Source organism: Lysinibacillus sp. GJ-1, from assembly GCF_021166035.1.
In the GTDB taxonomy this organism is placed as follows: Bacteria; Bacillota; Bacilli; order Bacillales_A; family Planococcaceae; genus Lysinibacillus; species Lysinibacillus sphaericus.
Window position 1 is genome coordinate 948,383 of sequence record NZ_CP088912.1, and the last position, 23,815, is coordinate 972,197.

Sequence of the window (23,815 nt, forward strand, 5' to 3'; positions counted from 1 at the left end):
TGCCTCGCTGATGACATCAGCGGGGCTTTTACATTATTTAGACAAATAAATAATGAAGGACGTCATACATAGACGTTCATGACACACAACCTAATGGAGGTACATGATGAAGAACTTATTATCAATGGAACATTTAACAACTGAAGAGATTAACCGCATTTTACATCGTGCGCAGGCGTTTGAAAATGGCGAAACATCATCGTTATCTCGTGCTTATAACGTAGCAAATTTATTTTTTGAACCGAGTACACGTACGAAGACAAGCTTTGAGATGGCAGAGCGCAAAGTAGGCTGTACGGTTATCCCGTTTGACGCAAGCTTTTCAAGTGTAACAAAGGGTGAAACATTGTACGATACAGTCAAGACGTTAGAAATGATTGGTATGGATGCGGTCGTTATCCGCGCCAAAGAAGATGAATATTATAACGAGCTACTAGAAGGCATCAATGTTGCGGTTATAAATGCAGGAGATGGCGCTGGTCAACACCCATCCCAATCATTACTGGATCTGTACACGATAAAAAAAGAGTTTGGTTCTTTTGAAGGGTTAAATATTACAATCGCCGGAGATATTTCTCATAGCCGTGTAGCAAAATCCAATGCATCCGCGTTACAGCGGTTAGGGGCAAATGTACATTTTCTTTGTCCAGAAGAATGGGCAGGGGATTTTAAATCACATCATTCTTGGGACGATTTAATCGAAATAAGTGATGTCATTATGTTACTTCGTGTACAACATGAGCGTCATAAAGTAAATAAAAGCTTCTCAAAAGAAAGCTATCATGAAGAGTATGGCTTGACTGTAGAACGAGAGAAGAAAATGAAGGACACAGCAATTATTATGCATCCAGCGCCAGTAAACCGCGATGTAGAAGTTGCATCAGAGCTAGTAGAATGTGAACGGTCTCGCATCTTTGACCAAGTACGCAATGGTGTATACACACGAATGGCAATAATTGAAACGATCTTACAAGGGAGAGAATAACATGACGAAAGTACTTCAAAATGTACAAATGTTAAATGAACAAGGTGAATTGCAAACAGTAAATATCGCCATAGTAGATGGCAAAATTACTGCCATTGGACAAGAGGTCAATGTAGCTGGTGCAGAAATAATCGAAGGAAATGGTTTAGTTGTTGCACCAGGGTTTGTGGATGTGCATACACATCTACGCGAACCAGGGTTTGAACATAAAGAAACAATAGCAACAGGTTCAGCATCTGCTGCAAAAGGCGGTTTTACAACAATTTGTGCCATGCCAAATACAAAACCAGTGCCTGACACGGTTGAAAACATGCAATTAATAAATGGGCTGATTCAAGAAAGTGCAGTGATTCGTGTACTACCATACGGCTCATTAACGCAGGATATTTCAGGGGAAGTTCGTACGAATATTGAAGAATTAAAAGCACATGGTGCAGTAGCGTTTTCCGATGATGGTGTAGGCATTCAGCTTGCATCCACGATGTATGAACAAATGCAGGATGCAGCAAAGCATGACATGGTTGTTGTCGCACACTGTGAAGATAATTCATTAATTTATGATGGTGTTATGCATGAAGGCAAGCGTAACAAAGAGCTAGGTTTACCAGGTATTCCGTCTATTTGTGAATCTGTCCAAATTGCACGCGATGTTTTGCTTGCAGAAGCGGCAGGGGCACGCTACCATGTGTGTCATGTTTCAACAAAAGAATCAGTGCGTGCAGTACGTGATGCAAAAGCAGCAGGCATCCGCGTCACAGCGGAAGTTTGTCCTCACCATCTATTACTTGAAGAGATGGATATTCCATCCGATGATGCAAACTGGAAAATGAACCCGCCATTACGAGGTGCAGATGATAAGGATTCTCTACACGCAGCACTACTTGACGGCACGATTGACTGCATCGCCACAGACCATGCACCACATACAATAGAAGAAAAATGCTGTGGTATGGTTGGTGCACCATTCGGCATCGTAGGCTTTGAAACAGCCTTCCCGCTATTGTACACACAATTTGTTGAAACAGGGAAATGGACTTTAAAGCAATTGGTCGATTGGATGACTGTAAAAGCGGCACAAATTTTTGACTTACCATATGGAACGTTAGAAGTAGGGGCTTCGGCAGACATGGTTTTAATTGATTTACAGAAAGAACAAACGATTGATGCAGAAGGATTTGTATCAAAAGGTCGCAATACACCATTCAATGGTTGGGTTGCAAAAGGTTGGCCAGTCGTAACAATTTTTGAAGGTAATATCGTATACCAGGAGGCAGAGTAATGAAAAAACGTTTACTTATTTTAGAAGATGGCACAGTATTTACAGGCACAGCGTTCGGTAGCGAGCGAGCTTCACAAGGTGAAGTCGTATTCACTACGGGGATGACAGGATATCAAGAAACGATTTCAGATCCTTCATTCTATGGACAAATCGTAACGTTAACATACCCACTTATCGGTAACTACGGTATTAATCGTGATGATTTCGAATCAATCACACCGGCAATTCGTGGATTTGTTGTCCGCGAACTAGCAAAAACACCGTCGAATTTCAGATGTGATTTAACAGTTGATGAATACTTAACATCAAAAGATATCCCAGGGATTGAAGGTATTGATACACGTAAGCTAACACGCATTATTCGTAGCAAAGGTTCAGTTAAGGCCATTTTGACTGCGGCTGACGAAGAAGTAAATGTAGAAGAAATTGTGGCAAAACTACAAGCAACACCAGCAATTACACATCATGTGCGCGAAGTATCACCGAAGGCTGCCTACCCATCACCAGGTCGTGGCAAACGAGTAGTGTTAATTGACTACGGTATGAAACACGGTATTTTACGTGAATTAAACAAGCGTGATTGTGATGTCCTTGTTGTACCATACAACACACCAGCAGCAGAAATTTTAGCATGGCATCCAGATGGTATTATGCTGTCAAATGTCCCTGGTAACCCAGAGGACGTGGCAGAAGGTATCGAAACAGTACGTAATTTAATCGGAAAAGTGCCAATGTTCGGTATTTGCTTAGGTCACCAAATCTTCTCATTAGCAAGTGGTGCGAAAGCATTTAAATTACCATTCGGTCACCGTGGTGGTAACCATCCAGTCAAAGATTTACGCACAGGCCGTACAGATTTAACATCTCAAAACCATGGCTATGCAATCGATATAGAATCATTAAAAGATACAGATTTAGAATTAACACATGTCGCTTTAAATGATGGTACTTGTGAAGGTGTCCGTCATAAGAAATATCCAATCTTCACAGTACAATATCACCCAGAAGCATCACCAGGACCAGAAGATTCAAACCACTTATTTGATGAATTCATTGAAATGATGGAAGCAGAAGCAGGGAAGGGGAAACAACATGCCTAAACGTACAGATATAGAAACTATTTTAGTAATCGGGTCAGGTCCAATCGTCATCGGACAAGCAGCAGAATTTGACTATGCCGGAACACAAGCTTGTCTTTCATTAAAAGAAGAAGGCTACCGCGTTATTTTAATAAACTCAAACCCTGCAACAATTATGACAGATACAGAAATTGCAGACAAAGTATACATTGAGCCAATCACACTTGAATTTGTCTCACGCATTTTACGCAAAGAGCGCCCAGATGCCATCTTACCTACACTAGGTGGTCAAACAGGGTTAAATATGGCGATTGAATTAGATAACTCTGGTATTTTAAATGAGCTAAATATCGAAATTCTTGGTACAAAACTCGATGCTATTCATAAAGCTGAAGACCGTGATTTATTCCGTAACCTGATGTATGAACTAGGTGCTCCAGTACCGGAATCAGATATTATTCATAACTTAGATGAAGCGAAAAACTTTGTTGCAAAAATCGGTTATCCAGTAATTGTACGCCCTGCATTCACACTTGGCGGTACAGGCGGTGGTATTTGTTATAACGATCAAGACCTAGAAGAAATCGTAACTTCTGGACTGAAATATTCACCAGTTACACAATGCTTACTTGAAAAATCAATCGCTGGCTTTAAAGAGATTGAATACGAAGTAATGCGCGATGCGGCTGACAATGCCATCGTAGTATGTAACATGGAAAATGTCGACCCTGTAGGGATTCATACAGGTGACTCTATCGTCGTAGCACCAACACAAACACTTTCTGACCGTGAAAACCAAATGTTACGTAATATCTCATTAGATATTATCCGTGCACTAAAAATTGAAGGTGGCTGTAACGTACAGTTAGCACTTGATCCATATAGCTTCAATTACTATGTCATCGAAGTAAACCCACGTGTATCTCGTTCATCTGCATTAGCGTCAAAAGCAACGGGTTACCCAATTGCCAAGCTAGCAGCAAAAATTGCAGTAGGTTTAACATTAGATGAAATCAAAAATCCAGTGACAGGTTCAACGTATGCTTGCTTCGAGCCAGCACTAGACTACATTGTCGCAAAAATTCCACGCTGACCATTCGATAAATTCGAATCAGCAAAACGTAACTTAGGCACACAAATGAAGGCAACTGGTGAAGTAATGGCACTTGGTCGTACGTTTGAAGAAGCTATGCTGAAAGCTGTTCGTTCTCTTGAAACAGGTCAAGTACATTTAGAGCTAAAACATGCAGAAGATAACTCTGACTCTTGGATTGAAAAACGTATCCGTAAAGCGGGAGATGAGCGTTTATTCTTCATCGGTGAAGCATTGCGCCGTGGTGTAACAATCGAGCAAATCCATGAATGGTCTGCAATTGACTTATTCTTCTTAAATAAATTTAAAAACATCGTAGATATGGAGCAAACACTTGCTAACCATAAAAACGATAAAGAAATATTACGCACTGCAAAACGTCTAGGCTTTGCTGATAAAAAAATTGCCGAGCTATGGGACACAACACCAGAGGCAATATATGCGTACCGTAAAGAAAATGGCATTATCCCAGTCTACAAAATGGTTGATACATGTGCAGCAGAGTTTGAATCTGAAACACCATATTTCTACGGTACTTATGAGGAAGAAAACGAATCCATCAAATCTGATAAACCATCCGTGATTGTATTAGGTTCGGGTCCAATCCGTATCGGTCAAGGGGTAGAGTTTGACTATGCAACAGTGCACTCTGTATGGGCAATTCAAGAAGCAGGCTATGAAGCAATCATTATTAACTCAAATCCAGAAACAGTATCAACGGACTTCTCGATTTCAGATAAGCTATACTTCGAGCCATTAACAATCGAAGATGTTATGCATATTATCGATTTAGAACAACCAATTGGTGTAGTTGTCCAATTCGGTGGTCAAACAGCCATTAACCTTGCTGATAAATTAGCTGCAAATGGTGTGAAAATTTTAGGTACATCATTAGAAGATATCGACCGTGCAGAAAACCGCGATAAATTCGAACAAGCTTTACATGCATTAGACATTCCACAGCCTCCAGGTGAAACAGCAGTTTCAACGGAAGAAGCACTTGCCATTGGCGAACGCTTAGGCTTCCCAGTGCTAGTTCGTCCTTCGTATGTACTTGGTGGACGTGCAATGGAAATTGTTTATAACGAACAAGAATTACAACACTATATGGAAAACGCTGTTGAGGCATCACCAGATCACCCAGTACTCGTAGACCGTTACTTAACGGGGCAAGAAATTGAAGTCGATGCGATTTGTGACGGTGAAAATGTTTTAATCCCAGGTATTATGGAACATATCGAACGTGCAGGGGTACACTCTGGTGACTCGATTTCTGTATACCCACCACAAAAATTAACACAAGCGCAAAAAGATACATTAGTGGATTACACAACTCGTTTAGCAAAAGGTCTTGGCATTATCGGCTTAATGAACATCCAGTATGTTATTTCCCAAGGTGAAGTGTATGTCATTGAGGTAAATCCTCGTTCATCTCGTACAGTACCGTTCTTAAGTAAAATTACGAACATCCCAATGGCGAACATTGCAACAAAAGCCATTCTTGGAAAATCAATCGTAGCACAAGGCTACCCAACTGGCTTAGCGGCAGAGCAAATAGGTGTATTTGTTAAAGTACCAGTATTCTCATTCGCTAAATTACGCCGAGTGGACATTACATTGGGACCTGAAATGAAATCGACAGGGGAAGTAATGGGGAAAGATGCAACATTAGAAAAAGCACTTTATAAAGGCTTAGTTGCAGCAGGTATGGAAATTCGCACAGAAGGCACAGTATTATTCACTGTATCTGATAAAGATAAAGAAGAAGCAATTGCGCTTGCCAAACGCTTTTCAACAGTAGGCTACCGCATTGTAGCGACGGAAGGTACTGCACAAGCATTTGAAGCAGCGGGTGTTCGTACTGATGTAGTAGGTAAAATCGGTGCCAAAGGACAAACGTTACTTGATTTAATTCAAAATGGTGAAGCACAGTTAGTAGTGAACACATTAACAAAAGGCAAGCAACCGGCGCGTGATGGATTCCGCATTCGACGTGAGTCTGTAGAAAATGGTGTGCCTTGCTTAACTTCTCTAGATACAGCAGAAGCAATGCTACGTGTAATTGAATCCATGACATTTACAGCAGAACAAATGCCGAAAGCGGAGGTAGTACATTAATATGATTCGTCAAGAGAAAATGACGGTCGTCTCTCAAAAGCAAATTGCGACAAACATTTTCGAATTGACACTTCGTGGTGAACTGGTTCAGGATATGACTCCTGGCCAGTTTGTCCATGTAAAGGTGTCAGATTCATTGGAGCCGCTTTTACGTCGACCTATCAGTATTGCAAATATAGATAAAGACAACAGTGAATTTACCATGATTTATCGTGCGGAAGGTCGAGGAACAAAGGTGTTAGCGACAAATCGTGAAGGGCAGCTAGTCAATGTCCTTGGCCCAATCGGTAATGGCTTCCCAGTTGATGCGGTAAAGACAGGTGGGACAGCATTATTAGTTGGTGGTGGCATCGGTGTACCTCCTTTACATGAGCTGTCAAAACAACTTAATGCACGTGGTGTGAAGACTATCCATGTATTAGGCTTCCAAACAGAGGATGTATGCTTCTACGAAGAGGAATTTAACGCACTTGGTGAAACGCATTATGTAACAGTCGATGGCTCAAAAGGAACAAAGGGCTTTGTGACCAACGTTTTAGAATCACGTGCACCAGAATTTGATGTGTTCTATTCTTGTGGTCCTCTACCGATGTTAAAAGCTTTAGAAGGTTTCTATCCTGAAAAAGAAGGCTATTTATCTTTTGAAGAGCGAATGGGCTGTGGTATTGGTGCTTGCTTCGCGTGCGTATGTAAAACAACAGATCAAATTGATAAAGACTATGTCAAAGTATGCTCTGACGGTCCAGTATTCCCGAAAGGTACGGTGGCATTATGAGTCGTTTAAATATCCAATTACCTGGCTTAGATTTAAAAAATCCAATTATGCCAGCTTCAGGTTGCTTCGGCTTTGGTCGGGAGTATGCGCAACTGTACGATTTATCGATACTTGGTGCGATTATGATTAAAGCAACAACTGTAGAAACAAGACCTGGCAATCCGACACCTCGTGTAGCAGAAACAGCAGCAGGAATGTTAAATGCCATTGGCTTACAAAATCCTGGTATTGAAAAAGTAATGAATGAAGAATTAAAGTTTTTAGAAGGCTATGATGTGCCGATTATTGCCAATGTAGCGGGAACGGAAACAGCAGATTACGTGGAAGTAGCACGTCGCATCTCAGCTGCACCCAATGTCAAAGCATTAGAACTTAATATTTCATGCCCGAACGTAAAATGTGGCGGTATTCAATTCGGTACAGATCCAGCAACAGCAAGAGATTTGGTGGCAGCTGTCAAGGCAGTGTCGGAAGTACCTGTTTACGTGAAATTATCACCAAACGTTACAAATATCGTAGAAATCGCGCAAGCTGTGGAAGCAGGTGGAGCGGATGGTATTACGATGATTAACACATTAATCGGCATGCGCTTACATGAACGTACAGGTAAACCTGTCATTGCCAACGGTACAGGGGGCTTATCAGGTCCTGCAGTAAAACCGGTTGCTATTCGCATGGTATACGAGGTGTATAAGGCAGTCAATATTCCGATTATTGGTATGGGTGGCGTAAGCGAAGCACAAGATGTAATTGATTTTATGTCTGCTGGTGCATCAGCAGTCGCGGTTGGAACAGCCAACTTTGTCGATCATTTTGTTTGCCCGAATATCATTGAGGAATTACCTGCAAAGCTTGACGCTTTAGGTGTAGAACATATTACGGATATTATCGGAAGGAGCCATCGTTAATGAATACAAAACCAATTCTAGCACTTGATTTCCCAGGAGAAGCAGAAGTTTTCAAGTTTTTAGCACATTTTCAAGAGCCTCTTTTCGTCAAAATTGGTATGGAGCTTTATATGCAAGAAGGTCCAGATATTGTCCGCAAAGTGAAAGATTTAGGTCATGATATATTTTTAGACTTAAAGCTACATGATATTCCTAATACGGTTGGCTCAGCGATGAAGGGCTTAGCTAAATTAGGGGTTAATTTAGTCAATGTCCATGCAGCGGGCGGGCGACCAATGATGGAAGCTGCACTCGAAGGTCTGGAAGCAGGGACACCTGCAGGTCAAGAGCGCGCAGCATTGATTGCCGTGACACAACTAACATCCACTACGGAAGCGCAAATGCAAGCAGAGCAAAAAATTGCGTTAACATTGCAAGAATCGGTATTGCACTACGCAAGCTTAACAAAACAAGCAGGCTTAAATGGTGTGGTTTGCTCGGTACATGAAGCACAGGCAATTGCTGACGTGTGCGGCCAAGACTTTTTACGTGTCACACCTGGTATCCGTTTAGCTGGTGGTGACGCTCACGATCAAAAGCGCATCGCTACACCTGATGGCGCCAAACGTGATGGTTCTTCTTTAATCGTAGTAGGCCGTGCCGTAACAGGTGCGCAAGATCCAGTAGCAGCATATAAAATGGTAAGTGAACTATGGGAGGCATCAATATGACATTACAAAACGAAATCGCACACGCTATGCTTAAAGTAGGCGCAGTCGAATTAAATCCAACAGAACTTTTTACATGGGCATCAGGTATTAAATCTCCAATTTACTGTGATACGCGTCTAACAATCTCTGACCCAGTTATCCGTAAACAATTGGCAAATGGCTTAGCAGCGATAATTAAAGAAAACTTTGAAGGTACAGAAATCGTAGCTGGTACGGCCACAGCAGGTATTCCACATGCTGCATGGGTAAGTGATATTTTAGACTTACCGATGGTCTATGTACGTTCAAAAGCAAAAGAACATGGTCGTGGCAATCAAATTGAAGGAAAATATGCTGCAGGACAAAAAGTCATCGTAGTAGAAGATATTGTGTCAACAGGTGGTTCTTCCATTACAGCAGTTGAAGCTTTACGTGCAGCGGGTTGTGAAGTATTAGGGGTTGTATGTGTTTATACGTATAACTTACCACGTGCTGAACAAGCGTTTGATGAAGCGGGCATAAAGTACGTATCTTTAACAAACTTCGATTATTTAATTGAAGCAGCGAATGAATCTGGTGCCATTAAAGAAGATGATATTCCATTTTTAAAAGATTGGCATGCAAAACTTAAAGCTGGAGAATTATAATCGCACTTTTGACTAGCTATAACGAATCTGTTTAATAATGAATAATGAAACGATCACGGTTATGATAACCTGTGGTCGTTTTTTTATTGGAAAGAAACTGTGAAGGATAGAAATATAAAAATTAAATACGTGGAGATGTATGTTAAAGAAAAATCATGAAAATAAAGTTTTCTAATGTAATAAAAATCGCTTTTTAACATTAATGCTTTAAAGGGAAAAATTATATATTAATAATAATTGATTATTAAAAATAAACAGAAAATTAAATTAAGTCCAATAATAATCAAGTTTACCAAATAAAAGAATGTGATAGGTGAAGAAGTTAGGATTGTGTAATCCCGTTATTTATTATATTTAAATAATAAAAAACTAATGAAAAGTAGAACAGATAAATAGATTAGCAAATATTTCATTAGAATTAATTTGTAAAATAAAAAAATTTTTGTAATAGTTGTACGGTTTATTATGTATATAACATTATGAGGAGTTGTAAAAAAACTCTTGATTAAATGTATTATTTCTAGATAAAATAGCCGTATAGATAATTTTCAGATAATTCTATAAGTAAATAGTAAGTTATTTTTTTGTTTATACTGTAAAAAATTTATTAATATGTATTTAAATTCAATATATTAAAAACTATTAATTATTTGAGTAGAAATAATTTTGAAATAAGTTTAATCTGTTTCAAATCTTTTTTCTGAATATTGAATCAGGAAAGTTTGGACATCGCTAGTTTTTACTACATATTTCTATTTAGAAAAAATTTACGAAGGTGTGATGATTAAATGAATTTAATGCTCGAAGTAAAGAACCTAAAAACTGGTTTTGATATAGAAGGAGATATTTATCATGCAGTCGATAATGTGTCGTTTTCCGTCAAGCCTGGCCAAATTGTAGGGATTGTAGGGGAATCCGGCTGTGGTAAAAGTGTTATGTCATTGTCAATTATGCAGCTACTGCCCCAAGGAATTGGCAAAGTTACGGGTGGAGAAATAAAGTTCCAAGGCCAAAATATAGAAAATTATTCAAGCGATGAAATGAATAAAATACGAGGAAAAGATATTAGTATGATCTTTCAAGAGCCTATGACATCTTTAAACCCTGTATTTACAATTGGTAATCAGATTGAAGAGATTTTATTGAATCATCTGTCAATCTCCAAAACAGAAGCAAGGCAGCAAGCCATCGAATTGTTAAAAAGTGTAGGCATCCCTAGACCAGACAAAATTGTAGATGAATATCCTCACCAATTATCCGGGGGATGCGACAAAGGGTGATGATTGCGATTGCGATTGCCTGCCATCCAAAGCTGTTAATTGCCGATGAACCGACTACTGCACTAGATGTAACTGTGCAAGCACAAATTCTGGAGCTGCTGAAAAAAATTCAAGAGAAAAATGACATGTCTATTATTTTGATAACGCATGACTTAGGTGTAGTGGCGGAAATGTGTGATGAAGTCATCATTATGTACGCTGGGAAAATTGTAGAGCGCACGAATGTAGATAATCTGTTTTATAACCCACAACATCCGTATACAAAGCTGTTAATGGCATCCATTCCTCGTATTGATCTAGAGGTGAGTGAGTTAACAACAATCCAAGGCATTGTGCCATCATTAAAAAACATGCCTACTTTTGGCTGTCGCTTTGCCGATAGATGCCCGTCTGTAAAACCTGAGTGTAGTACAGTAACGCCACAGCTTGCACAAATGGCTGATGGTCATGAGGTTTCGTGCTTACTATATGAAGGTTGCTATCCTAAAGAAAGTGTGAGGTAACAACATGACAGAAACAACAATCAAACAAAGTAAAGAAAACTTACTTGAAGTGAACAACCTAAAAACTTATTACCCGATAAAAGGCGGGTTTATAAAAAAGACAGTCGGACATGTGAAGGCGGTCGATAATATTTCTTTTTCCATCAAAAATGGTGAAACACTAGGGCTGGTTGGGGAGTCAGGCTGTGGAAAATCAACAACTGGGCGTACTATTATTCGATTGTTAGATTCTACAGAAGGACAAATCATTTTCAATGGTCAGGATATTACGAAATTACAAGGCAAATCATTAAGAGAGATAAGAAAAGATATCCAAATGGTATTCCAAGATCCTTATGCATCATTAAATCCAATGCAAATGGTTGGCAGTATCGTAGCGGAGCCCATTATGAATTTCCATAACAAAACGCTCAATTCATTAAAAGGGGAAGTCGTGGAGTTATTGCGCAAAGTAGGCTTACCTGAAGATGCCTATTATAAGTATGCGCATGAATTTTCAGGAGGACAGCGTCAGCGAATTGGTATTGCGAGAGCCCTAGCTCTTAAACCAAAACTAATTATCGCCGATGAACCTGTTTCTGCTTTGGATGTTTCCGTTCAATCTCAAGTTTTGAATCTATTAAAAGAATTGCAGGATGAGTTTGATTTAACCTTTTTATTTATTGCGCATGATTTAAGTGTTGTGAAGCATATGAGTGATCGCATTGGCGTGATGTATCTAGGAAATATTGTTGAAATAGCTAATAAGACGAGTATTTATGATGAACCATTGCACCCTTACACACAAGCGCTTATTTCCGCGATACCCGTACCGGATCCTCGCAAAAAAAGTACGCGCATTGTATTAGAAGGTGATGTACCAAGTCCCGCAAATCCTCCCACAGGATGTCCATTCCATCCAAGATGCCCTAAAGCTATGATGGAATGTTCCTTAACGAAACCAGTATTAAAGGAGGTGAAGCCAGACCATAACGTTGCTTGCCACTTATATTAAAAACGGCAAGAAAAAACAGGATACAATGCTTTTCAAAATAAAATTTTAACGGGGGGAAAAGAATGAAAAAGACAAAAACATTATGGTCACTGTTACTGATGCTTGTCATGGCTTTATTCCTAGCAGCATGTAATAGTGATTCAGGGACAACTGACAAAGATGCACAAAAAGATAAGGAAACGCCAGCGGCAACTACTGATGTTAAAGAAGGTGGCGTAGTTACATTCGGAACAGACCAAGCGCCGGAGGGCGTATTTGACCCTGCCTTTGCAGGAAGTATCGTAGATAGCTATATCCAAAATTTCATGATGGATGGCGTGTATGATGTAAATGATGAATTAGAATATGTACCAAACCTTGCAAAATGGGATATTAGTGAAGATAAATTAACGTATACGTTCAATTTCGAAAAGGGCGTAAAATGGCATAATGGTGAGGAACTAACAGGTGAAGACTGGGTTTTCGCATTAGAAACGTTAGCACACCCTGATTATGATGGTCCTCGTTTCAACTATGTTGAAGGCGTAAAAGGGGCAGAAGAGAAAAAAGCAGGCAAAGCAGATAAAATTTCAGGAATTGAAGTTGTAGATCCTTACACAATTAAAATTACTTTTAAAGAAGTGAAAATTAATAACTTAGAAAGCATTTGGCAATACCCAATGCCTAAGAAACATTATGAAGGCATTGCAGTAAAAGATTTAAGTGAATCAAAACAAGTGCGCGAAAACCCTGTAGGATTAGGCGCGTTTAAAGTGAAAAAAGTGGTAGACGGCGAGTATTCTGAATTAGAGCGTTTTGATGATTACTGGAAAGGGAAACCAGCGCTTGATGGTGTTATTGTAAAAGTAATTGACCCATCATTAGCTGCGGGTGCGTTCCAAAACGGAGAAATCGACATCATGGATATTAGACCACAATCTGTGAAAGAGCTTTCTGCATTAAGCAATGTACGTATCGAAGAAACAACTGGTGTGAGCTATTCTTATATCGGGCTTCGTTTTGGTCATCGTGATAAAGCTACACTTAAAAATGTAGCTGATTTTGATAAATTCAATTCAAAAGAATTACGTCAGGCACTATTATATGCTCTTAACCGTCCAGCAATGATCGATGCTTTCTTAGAAGGAAAAGCGAAAGTAGCGAACACAGTTATCCCAGTTACTTTCTGGACTGCTGCAGATGCTTCAGATTTAAATGCATACGAGTTTAATGTGGATAAAGCGAAAGAGCTGTTAAAAACAGCAGGCTATGTTGATACAGACGGTGATGGATTTGTTGAAGATCCAAAAGGTCAACCATTCAAAATTTTATTTGGTCACTATGCAGGACCAGCTGCATTTGAAGGTCGTTCACAAGCAATCATTCAATCTTGGAATGATATTGGCGTAAAAACAGAATTAGCAACAGGAAGCTTAGTTGAGTTTAACTTGTACAATGAAATGAAAGACAACGATGATGCAGCATTAGAGGCATTCTTCGGTTCTTGGAGCATGGGTTCTGATCCAGACCCATCAGGTTTATGGGCCAATGATGCAGAATGGAACTACGGTCGTTATGTAGATGCAGAGAATGACAAATTATTAAAAGAAGCGTTAAGTGAAAAAGCATTTGATAAAGACTACCGTAAAAAAATGTATGTTAATTGGCAAAAATACTTCAACGAACAATTACCAGCACTACCATTATGGGAAAATCTAGATTTATATGGTATTAACAATCGACTACAAGGTGTTCATATTAACGCTGTTGGATTCCAAACAGACGTTTATAAATGGCACATTGTTGAGTAAGTTAGTGCCTAATCAAGGCTGAGAAACCTACTACTATCAGGCTCGAATTGGAGCTTGATAGTAGTAAATTTTAATTGATAAGGGGACGTCACATGCTTCAATACACACTTCGAAGACTACTCGGCATGATTCCATTGTTACTCCTTATTTCGTTAGTTGTGTTCTTCTTAGCAAAAATGATGCCAGGAGATCCATTTGCGGGAGAAATTGATCCATCCAATACAAACCCACAATACATCGAGGAAATGAGAGAGAAGTTAGGCTATAATGATCCAATTATCGTGCAATATGGAAGATGGATGGCTAATTTTGTACAAGGGGATTTTGGCAAATCAACCGTTTATAAAAAACCTGCAGTGGAAGTGATTGCACAGCGAATTCCAAATACATTATTTTTAGCCATTACATCTTTAATTTTTACGTATATTTTTGCTTTTATCATGGGGATGTATGCAGGAAGAAAGCCTTATACATTAGGTGATAATCTAATAGCTTCGTATAATTACCTAGCTTTAGCGATTCCGTCATTTGTTGCCGGCATTGTCGCTATTTATGTGTTCTCTTTCCAATTAGGGTGGTTCCCATTCAACGGCTCAGTTGGTGTAGGGCTGCAGGAAGGCACATTTGCTTATTATTTAAGTAGGGTCCATCATGTATTATTACCAGCCCTTGTTTTAGGATTAATGGGAACGGCATCCTACACACAATTTTTACGCAACGATATTATTGAAAACAGTCGAAAAGATTTTGTACGTACGGCAAGAGCAAAAGGAACAAAGGAATCAAAAATTTACAACAAGCATATTTTAAGAAATTCGATTATTCCGATTATTACTTTTCTTGGGTTTGACATCGCTACATTAATTAGCGGTGCGGTTATTACAGAAACCATCTTTACTTATCCCGGAATAGGTGCACTGTTCTTAGATTCCGTTGGAAGAAGAGATTATGCGGTCATGATGTCGATCACTATGTTACTTTCATTCTTAACACTTTTTGGAAATTTAGTAGCCGATTTACTGTACGGTATAGTAGATCCGCGAATTAGACTAGATTAGGGAGGGGAAATATGTGGAGATTGTAACAAAACAAGAAGCTTCTGCACCAAAAAAAACACCGAATAAAAGCCCCTCTCCATGGGTGATAGCGAGAAGAAAGTTCTTTAAAAATAAATTAGCGATGATCAGCCTTATTTTTTTACTAATCGTTATTATTCTATCGTTTTTGGCACCGTATATTACGACAAAAGATATCGTGCGTGTAGACTTTACGAAAATTAGTCAGCCACCTTCAAGTGAAAACTGGCTTGGAACAGATACAAATGGTCGTGATGTTTTTACGCGAATGCTATATGCTGGAAGATCTTCATTGACGGTTGGCATAGGCTGTATGTTTTTTATTGTTTTAATTGGGACAACGATTGGGGCGATTTCGGGTTACTTTGGGGGCAAGGTTGACCAAATTTTAATGCGTTTCACAGACTTTGTTTTAATGTTCCCATTATTAGTTTTCGTTATCGTTTTAAATACGATTCTAGTCGGCAAAGTTTCAGGCTTATGGACATTAATTATTGTTATTTCCGTATTAAGTTGGGGAAGTGTTGCCCGCGTTGTTCGAAGTCGAATTCTTGCAGAAAAAGAAAATGAGTACATTTTAGCTGCAGAGTCAATCGGCTGTAAATCATCGAAAATCATTATCAAACATTTACTACCTAACGTCGCTTCTACGATTATTGTACAAGCTACGCTATTAATGGCAGTAACGATTGTTATCGAGTCCGCGTTAAGCTTCTTAAACTTTGGTGTGCCAGCAGATACACCAAGCTGGGGCAATATGTTATCTGAGGCTAGAAACTCAGATGTATTAAGAGATAAAATTTGGATTTGGGTTCCACCTGCAACCGCCATTACATTGGTCATCTTATCAATCAATTTTATCGGTGAAGGGCTGAAAGATGCAATGAATCCGAAATCAAGAAGATAATGTTGGTGAATAAATGGCACCTATCAAAGTAAACTCTACTTTGATAGGTGCCATTTGCTATTTGTTTGGGGAGGGGGAATACCTGCTTGGCAGAGTGATACCCGCGGAGCAGGGTGAAATACTCGCTTGGCAGGGAGAAATATCCGCGGAGTAGAGTGGGATACCCGCGGAGGAAGGGAGATTACCCGCGGAGTAGGGTGAAATACCCGCGGAGCAGAGTGAAATATCCGCGGAGCAGAGTGAAATATCCGTGGAACAGAGTGAAATATCCGCAAAGCAAGGAGATACCCGCGGAGCAGAGTGAGATACCCGCGGAACAGAGTGAAATACCCGCGAAGCAGGGAGAAATATCCGCGGAGCAAGGAGATACCCGCGAAACAGGGAGAAATACCCGCGGAACAGAGTGAAATACCCGCGAAGCAGGGTGAGATACCCGCGGAGCAGAGTGAGATACCCGCGGAACAGAGTGAAATACCCGCGGAGCAGGGTGAAATATCCGCGGAGCAGGGTGAGATACCCGCGGAACAGGGTGAGATACCCGTGGAGCAGGGTGAGATACCCGCGGAACAGGGTGAGATACCCGCGGAGCAAGAGAGAATACCCGCGGAACAAGGGGGAATACCCGCGGAGCAAGGAGATACCCGCGGAACAAGGGGGAATACCCGCGGAACAAGGGGGAATACCCGCGGAACAAGGGGGAATACCCGCGGAACAAGGGGGAATACCCGCGGAACAGGGGAGAATACCCGCGAAGCAGGGAGAAATACCCGCGGAGCAGAGTGAGATATTATCCGTGGAACAAGGAGATACCCGCGGAGCAAGGGAGAATACCCGCGGAGCAGGGAGAAATACTCGCGGAGCAGGGAGAAATATCCGCGGAGCAAGGAGATACCCGCGGAGCAAGGAGATACCCGCGAAGCAGGGAGAAATATCCGCGGAGCAAGGAGATACCCGCGGAACAGGGTGAAATACCCGCGAAGCAGGGAGAAATATCCGCGGAGCAGAGTGAAATACCCGCGGAGCAGAGTGAAATACTCGCGGAGCAGGGAGAAATACCCGCGGAGCAGGGAGAAATACCCGCGGGCAGAGTGAAATACCCGCGAAGCAGGGTGAAATACCCGCGGAGCAAGGAGATACCCGCGGAACAGGGAGAAATACCCGCGGAGCAGGGTGAAATATCCGCGGAGGAAGGGAGAATACCCGCGGAGCAGGGTGAAATACCCGCGGAACAAGGGGTAATACCCGCGAAGCAGGGAGAAATACCCGCGGAGCAAGAGAGAATACCCGCGAAGCAGGGTGAACTCCTCCGCTCAAGGCATGAAAACGGGGGTATCAAAATTGTACATGCAAGGATTTTATAAAGCGTAAAAACTAACTAATTTTCTGTAAAAAGTTACAAACTTAAATAATACCAACTGAAAGTGAAATTAAAATATAACTTATTTAAATGAGTTGTATTTTAATTTTATTGATGTAATAAGAAGTGGTTAATGCGGAATATTTATTATGGAAAATAGATAACGATAAATATATCTATAAAATTTATTGATAGTAACTATATTCAGTTAAATAAAACTACCAGTTAAAAACTCATACGCAATTAATTATTCTAAAATAACACTAACAACTTTGCTCATTTATTTTTTAAAGATAACAAATTATTGAATTTGATACTAGGAAACTAATTTTCCTCTAGCGAAAACTAGGCTGATACTCCTTAATTTTATCATAGTAATTTGCAAAATAAGCTTGATTTTACGTATTATTTCTAGATAAAATAGCAATACATTTAATTATCTGATTATTCTATCTATAGAAAAGTGTTTTTTTTCTTGTGGTAGGTAATTTTGATAAACATTATTTTTCACAAAAAATAAGAGTGATGAAAGGGGGATTTTAAATAAATTGCAATTCTAATATAGAGAAAGTGGATAAATAATTGTAGGAGGGAGACTGTTTGTGTACAAATGACTTGTTGACGATAAAAAACTTAACGACGAGCTTTCGATTAAAAGACACTTATCATGCAGCAATAGAAGATGTTTCGCTTTCGCTTAGAAAAAATGAGATTTTGGCTATAGTTGGAGAGTCGGGCTGTGGGAAAAGTACGTTAGCTACAACAATTGTAGGCTTACATAATGCAATGAATACGAAAGTGACTGGAGAAATACTTTACAATCAACAAAATTTAACACAGTTAAGTGAAGAGCAATTCAATCAACTACGGGGGAATGATATTGGCTTTATTTTTCAAGATCCTCTTTCGGCATTAAATCCATTAATGCGCATCCACGAACAAATTGCAGAAGGGCTTATTTATCATACAACACTTACAAAGCAACAACGGGACGAACGTGTAATAGAGTTGTTAGAGCAAGTAGGTATTGCGAATCCTAAACGAGTTGCCCGACAATTTCCTCATCAATTATCAGGTGGTATGCGTCAACGCGTGATGATTGCGATTGCTTTATCGAGCAAACCTGCCATCATTATTGCTGATGAACCGACAACAGCATTGGACGTAACGATACAAGCACAAATTTTGGATCTGTTAAAAGCGTTACAAGATGAGACACATGCTGGCGTTATTTTAATTACCCATGACTTAGGTGTTGTAGCAGAGGTGGCAGATCGAGTTGCTGTGATGTATGCCGGCCAAGTGATTGAAGAGGCGCCTGTTCAAGAGCTTTTTAACAATGCCAAACATCCATATACACGGTCCCTATTGAACTCGATTCCACAAACTCATGAGGAACATGAACGCCTAGAGGTAATACAAGGCATGGTGCCTTCACTTGTCAATTTACCACGTGAAGGTTGCCGATTTTCATCGCGTATACCGTGGATTGACGCATCCGCTCATGAAAGTCATCCACAATTACATGAAATTGCACCTGAGCATTTTGTTCGTTGTACATGCTGGCAACACTTTCATTTTGCAGGAGAAAGTGAGGGGGTGTCAGGATGAGCTTTATGCAAATTAATGATTTAAACGTCCATTATCCGATTCGAGGTGGCTTTTTCAATACGATAAAAGATAAAGTGTATGCGGTTGATGGTATTACAATGGCATTTGAAAAAGGAAAAACATACGGTTTAGTTGGCGAGTCAGGTTCAGGGAAATCTACTACAGGTAAAGCCATTATTGGTCTTGAAAAGGTAACAACGGGGCAAATTATTTATGAAGGACAGAATGTTACCAATCGACGTCGCAAGCGAGGGTCAGCCTATAGTCGTGATATTCAAATGATATTTCAAGACGCTCATTCTAGTATGAACCCTAGAAAGCGCGTAATCGATATACTGGCAGAGCCGATACGTAACTTTATGAAGCTTAGTGATCAGGAGGAGCGCAGGCGTATTAAAGAATTACTAGCCATTGTCGGTATGTCGGAGGATGTGCTGTTAAAGTATCCTCATGAATTTTCTGGAGGGCAAAAGCAGCGACTTGGTATAGCGCGCGCGGTTGCTTGTAATCCGAAATTAATTATTGCAGATGAGCCTGTGTCGGCACTTGATTTGTCGGTGCAAGCACAAGTGCTGAACTTTATGAAAGACATTCAGCAAGAATATGGGCTAAGTTATTTATTTATCTCCCATGACCTAGGTGTCGTGAAACATATGTGTGATTACATTGCCATTATGTATAAGGGACGCTTTGTGGAAACTGGTACCCGTCAAGATATTTATAGCAATCCACAGCATATTTACACAAATCGCTTACTGTCCGCAATTCCGCATATTGAACCTGAAACAAGAATGGAGCGCAAAGCAGTACGACAAAAAGTCGAAGAGAAATATCAAAAAGACCATCATCAATACTATGATAAGCAAGGCAAAGTATACCCTTTAAAATCTATTTCCGATACGCATAAAGTGGCGATGTCCGAAATTGAGCAGGAGGGATTGTAACATGTGGAAAACCGTTGTTAGACGTGTATTCGTCATGATTCCACAATTAGTTATCTTGAGTTTAATCGTCTTTATATTGGCAAAGCAAATGCCTGGTGATCCGTTTACAGGGTTAATCACACCTGAAACAGACCCATCAAGAATTGAGGAATTACGAATACAAGCAGGCTTCTATGACCCTTGGTATGAACAGTATTATCGCTGGATTACAAATGCTCTTCAAGGAGATTTTGGACAAAGCTATACATATAAAATTGCGGTGTCAACATTGATTGGGGAGCGTGCACTCAATACATTTTGGCTATCTTTACTTAGTGTTATACTGGTTTATTTATTAGCCATACCACTTGGAATGCTTGCAGGACGTAAACAAGATACATTGTTAGACAAATCCATTATTTTATATAGCTTTATTAGCTTTGCGATTCCGACATTTGTCTTATCACTCGTGTTTTTATTTGTTTTTGGTTATCGCCTAATGTGGTTTCCAACGAGTGGAACCGTTGATGTTGGCCTAGAATCGGGAACACTAACCTATTTTTGGAATAAAATATATCACTTGCTCTTACCTGCGATGACGGCAGCTATTTTAGGTACTACAGGGATTATCCAATATTTACGCTCAGAAATTATTGATGCGAAAACACAGGATTATGTCAAAACTGCTCGTAGTAAAGGTATTCCAATAAGAAGAATTTATACGCGACATATTTTCCGCAATTCAGTACTTCCAATTGCAGCGTTTTTAGGGTTTACAATTACAGGTTTATTAGGCGGCTCCATTTTTATCGAAACGATTTACGGCTATCCAGGTATGGGCGAATTGTTTATTAGTTCGATAACGAGTCGCGACTATAGTGTCATTACCGCACTGATTATGCTGTATGGTTTCTTAGCATTATTAGGTAGTCTGTTGTCGGATATTATTATGAGCATTGTCGATCCGCGTATCCGTATAGACTAACGACTAAACATAATGTTGAGGTGAAAGGACATGACACAACATAACAATGAAACAGTAATGATGGAAAGCACACCGCCAACAGGTCTACAAGTTGTTTTAAGAGAGTTTAAGAAAGATAGAGTTGCAATGTTTTCTTTTGTGGGCGTTACACTAATCATCATTTCTATTTTTATTACTGCTTGGCTGCTCGATCAAGAGAGCGTGTTAAAAATCAATCTGTTTGAACGATACACAGAACCAGGCGAGAATGGCTATATTTTAGGGGCAGATGAAGCAGGACGTGATGTGCTTGGGCAATTAGTGATTGGTGCTAAAAATTCACTGTTAATCGCCATTTGGGTGACCGTTATTGCCAATATAATTGGGATTGCGCTAGGGATTATTATGGGCTATTACAGCGGAATTGTAGACAATGTCATGATGCGCATCATTGATTTTATTATTACATTGCCGACATTTATGATTTTTATAGTCCTTGTGTCCATTATCCCTGAATATGGTGTTTTTGAGCTCGTGATGATTATTAGTGTATTTCAATGGATAGGCATTGCACGGTTAATTCGAAGTAAAGCATTATCGGAAGGGCGACGAGATTATGTAAGCGCTTCTAAAACAATGGGGACAAGTGATTTTGCAATTATGTTTAAAGGCGTCTTGCCTAATTTAAGTTCGTTATTAATTGTAGAGTTTACTTTAAGTCTTGCTGGCAATATTGGGATCGAAACAGGCTTATCATTTTTAGGATTCGGGCTACCACCTTCTACGCCAAGTTTAGGTACTTTAGTAAGCTACGCTCGAAATCCACTTGTGTTAGCCGAGAAATGGTGGGTATGGTTACCAGCATCGTTATTAATTTTACTCTTGATACTTGGCATTAATTATATCGGTCAAGCCCTTCGTCGTGCCGCTGATGCAAAACAAAGATTGGGATGATATAGGAGGTAATAACAATGACAAAAAAGTGGTTGATAACTGTCGTGACGTTGACAATCCTATTGCTATTAACTGCCTGTAAAAGCTCCGATAAAGAGCAAGCAAGCGAAGCAAAAGATAGCAATGATAAACTAGCACAAACAGAAGATAACAAAGTAGATACAAGTACACTTCCATTTGAAGTAACGAACGAAGGGGATGCTGTGCAAGATGGCACATTACATGTTGGGCTTGTGACAGATTCTCCGTTCAAAGGCGTTTTTTCATGGGAGTATTACTCTGATGTTTATGACGCAGAAATCATGGCTTACGCAACAAATAGCTTATTTGTATTAGATGAAGACTTTTTAATCACCGATAAAGGAATAGCTAAATTAGATGTCGATGCTGCCAATAAAAAAGTGCTTATTACAATACAAGGCGATGTAAAATGGTCGGATGGCACACCATTAACGGCAGATGACTTAATCTATCCGTATGAAATTATTGGTCATCCAGATTATGAAGGCGTGCGCTATGATGATGATTTTAAAAATATTATAGGGGCTGAAGAGTACCATGATGGCAAAGCAAATACGATAGCAGGCATTAAAAAAATAGATGATAAATCGATTGAAATTGCACTTAAAAAAGTGTCACCAGCTATTTATTCAGGTGGCGATGGCTTATGGGGCTATGCGGCACCGAAACATCAACTAGCCTCCATTGCGGTAAAAGATTTAATTTCTTCTGATGCTGTACGCAAAAATCCAATTACACTTGCCATTTAAATTTGACCATATCGTCAATGGAGAGTCCGTACAGTTTGTTGCCAATGAGCATTATTATAAAGGGAAGCCAAAGATTGAGAAAGTAGTTGTACAAGTTGTCCCTTCAACATCGGTAGGGGAAGCGCTGAAAACGGGGAAATTCGATTTAACATCAGAATTTAGAGCCAATCAATATGATAGTATAAAAAATTTAACGAATATTTCGATATTAGGGCGCCCTGAATTATCATACAGCTATTTAGGCTTTAAGCTTGGACACTATGATCAAGAAAAAGGCGAGAATGTTTATGATGAAAAGGCAAAAATGAATGATGCTGATTTACGTAAAGCGATTGCTTATGCCATGGATATTGAAACGGTAACAGATAAATTTTATCAAGGGTTACGTGTGCGAGCGAACTCCTTAATCCCACCAGCTTTCAAATCTTACTATGATGATACGCTAGAGGGCTATTATTATAATCCTGAAAAGGCAAAAGAACTATTAGATGCAGCAGGCTATAAAGATACAGATGGTGATGGTATTCGCGAAGATAAAGACGGCAATAAGTTTGCCATTCGTTTAGCAGCAATCGCCGGTTCGGATACAGATGAAGCAATTGTGGAGTATTATCGTCAAAATTGGAGAGATATTGGTTTAGATGTGCAATTAACGACAGGGCGTCTTCTCGAATTCAATAACTTCTACGATAAAGTACAAGCAGATGATCCTGAAATTGATATGTATATGGCTGCATGGGGTACGGGGACAAACCCGTCACCAGCAGGGCTCTATAGTAAAGGAGCCACATTTAACTACAGTCGCTATGTTTCGGATGACCTTACAAAGCTATTAAATAATATTGATTCTGAAGCAGCACTAGATGCACATTATCGTGCACAAGCTTTCCGTGCATGGCAAGTTTATATGAATGATAAGGCAATGGTTATTCCAATGTATTTCCGTACTGAGATTATTCCGGTCAATAAACGCATTAAACACTACACTATTCAATATGGAAATACGACAGAGCAACAAAATATTGAATTACTAGCAGAAACACCACTAAAATAGGGCCTTTTTAGCTAAATAATAAATCAACTTTACAAAGTGAAAATGTAAGGGGGAGGAAT

Annotated in this window: 17 protein-coding genes and 3 pseudogenes; all 20 read left to right on the plus strand. The window is 39.7% G+C overall.

Annotated features, from left to right (window positions below; all coding sequences use genetic code 11):
* Positions 1-106: 106 nt before the first annotated feature.
* The 20 genes and pseudogenes from LO754_RS04365 to LO754_RS04460 all read left to right on the plus strand — a co-directional run bounded on the left by LO754_RS04365 (position 107) and on the right by LO754_RS04460 (position 23,756).
* Positions 107-985, plus strand: a complete 879-nt coding sequence (locus LO754_RS04365) for an aspartate carbamoyltransferase catalytic subunit (RefSeq protein WP_024362117.1) — start codon at positions 107-109, stop codon at positions 983-985.
* 1 nt (position 986) lies between these two features.
* Positions 987-2,264: a dihydroorotase gene (locus LO754_RS04370; protein WP_025218761.1), complete on the plus strand. Its 1,278-nt coding sequence runs from the start codon at positions 987-989 to the stop codon at positions 2,262-2,264.
* Positions 2,264-3,364, plus strand: coding sequence for a glutamine-hydrolyzing carbamoyl-phosphate synthase small subunit (carA, locus tag LO754_RS04375; protein ID WP_231785682.1), 1,101 nt, complete (start codon positions 2,264-2,266; stop codon positions 3,362-3,364). The genes LO754_RS04370 and carA overlap by 1 nt, the downstream gene beginning before the upstream one ends.
* Positions 3,357-6,554: pseudogene (gene carB, locus LO754_RS04380) on the plus strand (carbamoyl-phosphate synthase large subunit). Before carA ends, carB begins: the two are co-directional and overlap by 8 nt.
* A 1-nt stretch (position 6,555) precedes the next feature.
* Positions 6,556-7,329 carry a dihydroorotate dehydrogenase electron transfer subunit gene (locus LO754_RS04385; RefSeq protein ID WP_024362113.1) on the plus strand — a complete coding sequence of 258 codons (774 nt, stop codon included), beginning with the start codon at positions 6,556-6,558 and terminating at the stop codon, positions 7,327-7,329.
* Positions 7,326-8,237, plus strand: a complete 912-nt coding sequence (locus LO754_RS04390; RefSeq protein WP_024362112.1) for a dihydroorotate dehydrogenase — start codon at positions 7,326-7,328, stop codon at positions 8,235-8,237. Before LO754_RS04385 ends, LO754_RS04390 begins: the two co-directional genes overlap by 4 nt.
* Positions 8,237-8,947: an orotidine-5'-phosphate decarboxylase gene (pyrF, locus tag LO754_RS04395; RefSeq protein WP_229388722.1), complete on the plus strand. Its 711-nt coding sequence runs from the start codon at positions 8,237-8,239 to the stop codon at positions 8,945-8,947. Before LO754_RS04390 ends, pyrF begins: the two co-directional genes overlap by 1 nt.
* A complete protein-coding gene (gene pyrE / locus LO754_RS04400; protein ID WP_025218764.1) occupies positions 8,944-9,573 on the plus strand; it encodes an orotate phosphoribosyltransferase in 630 nt (209 codons plus the stop codon). The genes pyrF and pyrE overlap by 4 nt, the downstream gene beginning before the upstream one ends.
* A 788-nt stretch (positions 9,574-10,361) precedes the next feature.
* Positions 10,362-11,356 (plus strand): annotated as a pseudogene (locus LO754_RS04405) (ABC transporter ATP-binding protein).
* Between the two features lie 4 nt (positions 11,357-11,360).
* Positions 11,361-12,350 (plus strand): oligopeptide/dipeptide ABC transporter ATP-binding protein, encoded by a 990-nt coding sequence (locus LO754_RS04410; protein ID WP_231785683.1) that lies wholly within the window; start codon positions 11,361-11,363, stop codon positions 12,348-12,350.
* Between the two features lie 62 nt (positions 12,351-12,412).
* Positions 12,413-14,140 carry an oligopeptide ABC transporter substrate-binding protein gene (opp4A, locus tag LO754_RS04415; RefSeq protein WP_024362108.1) on the plus strand — a complete coding sequence of 576 codons (1,728 nt, stop codon included), beginning with the start codon at positions 12,413-12,415 and terminating at the stop codon, positions 14,138-14,140.
* A 92-nt stretch (positions 14,141-14,232) separates the two neighbouring features.
* The gene (gene opp4B / locus LO754_RS04420; RefSeq protein WP_024362107.1) at positions 14,233-15,198 is read left to right on the plus strand and encodes an oligopeptide ABC transporter permease; all 966 of its coding nucleotides are present in this window, start codon (positions 14,233-14,235) and stop codon (positions 15,196-15,198) included.
* Positions 15,199-15,211: 13 nt separating this feature from the next.
* Positions 15,212-16,123 carry an oligopeptide ABC transporter permease gene (gene opp4C, locus LO754_RS04425; protein ID WP_024362106.1) on the plus strand — a complete coding sequence of 304 codons (912 nt, stop codon included), beginning with the start codon at positions 15,212-15,214 and terminating at the stop codon, positions 16,121-16,123.
* Positions 16,124-16,663: 540 nt separating this feature from the next.
* Entirely contained in the window at positions 16,664-16,906 is a 243-nt protein-coding gene (locus LO754_RS04430; protein ID WP_231785684.1) for a hypothetical protein, read from the plus strand.
* Positions 16,903-17,484, plus strand: a complete 582-nt coding sequence (locus LO754_RS04435) for a putative sodium/potassium/calcium exchanger (protein WP_231785685.1) — start codon at positions 16,903-16,905, stop codon at positions 17,482-17,484. Before LO754_RS04430 ends, LO754_RS04435 begins: the two co-directional genes overlap by 4 nt.
* Before the next feature lie 596 nt (positions 17,485-18,080).
* Entirely contained in the window at positions 18,081-19,091 is a 1,011-nt protein-coding gene (locus LO754_RS04440; protein ID WP_024362105.1) for an ABC transporter ATP-binding protein, read from the plus strand.
* Positions 19,088-20,035, plus strand: a complete 948-nt coding sequence (locus LO754_RS04445) for an ATP-binding cassette domain-containing protein (protein ID WP_231785686.1) — start codon at positions 19,088-19,090, stop codon at positions 20,033-20,035. Before LO754_RS04440 ends, LO754_RS04445 begins: the two co-directional genes overlap by 4 nt.
* A 1-nt stretch (position 20,036) precedes the next feature.
* On the plus strand, positions 20,037-20,999 hold the full coding sequence (opp4B, locus tag LO754_RS04450; protein ID WP_231785687.1) for an oligopeptide ABC transporter permease: 963 nt from the start codon (positions 20,037-20,039) through the stop codon (positions 20,997-20,999).
* 30 nt (positions 21,000-21,029) lie between these two features.
* Complete coding sequence (locus LO754_RS04455; RefSeq protein WP_024362102.1) at positions 21,030-21,932, plus strand: ABC transporter permease; 903 nt, start codon at positions 21,030-21,032, stop codon at positions 21,930-21,932.
* Between the two features lie 17 nt (positions 21,933-21,949).
* Positions 21,950-23,756, plus strand: a pseudogene (locus tag LO754_RS04460) (oligopeptide ABC transporter substrate-binding protein).
* The last annotated feature ends 59 nt before the right edge of the window (positions 23,757-23,815 follow it).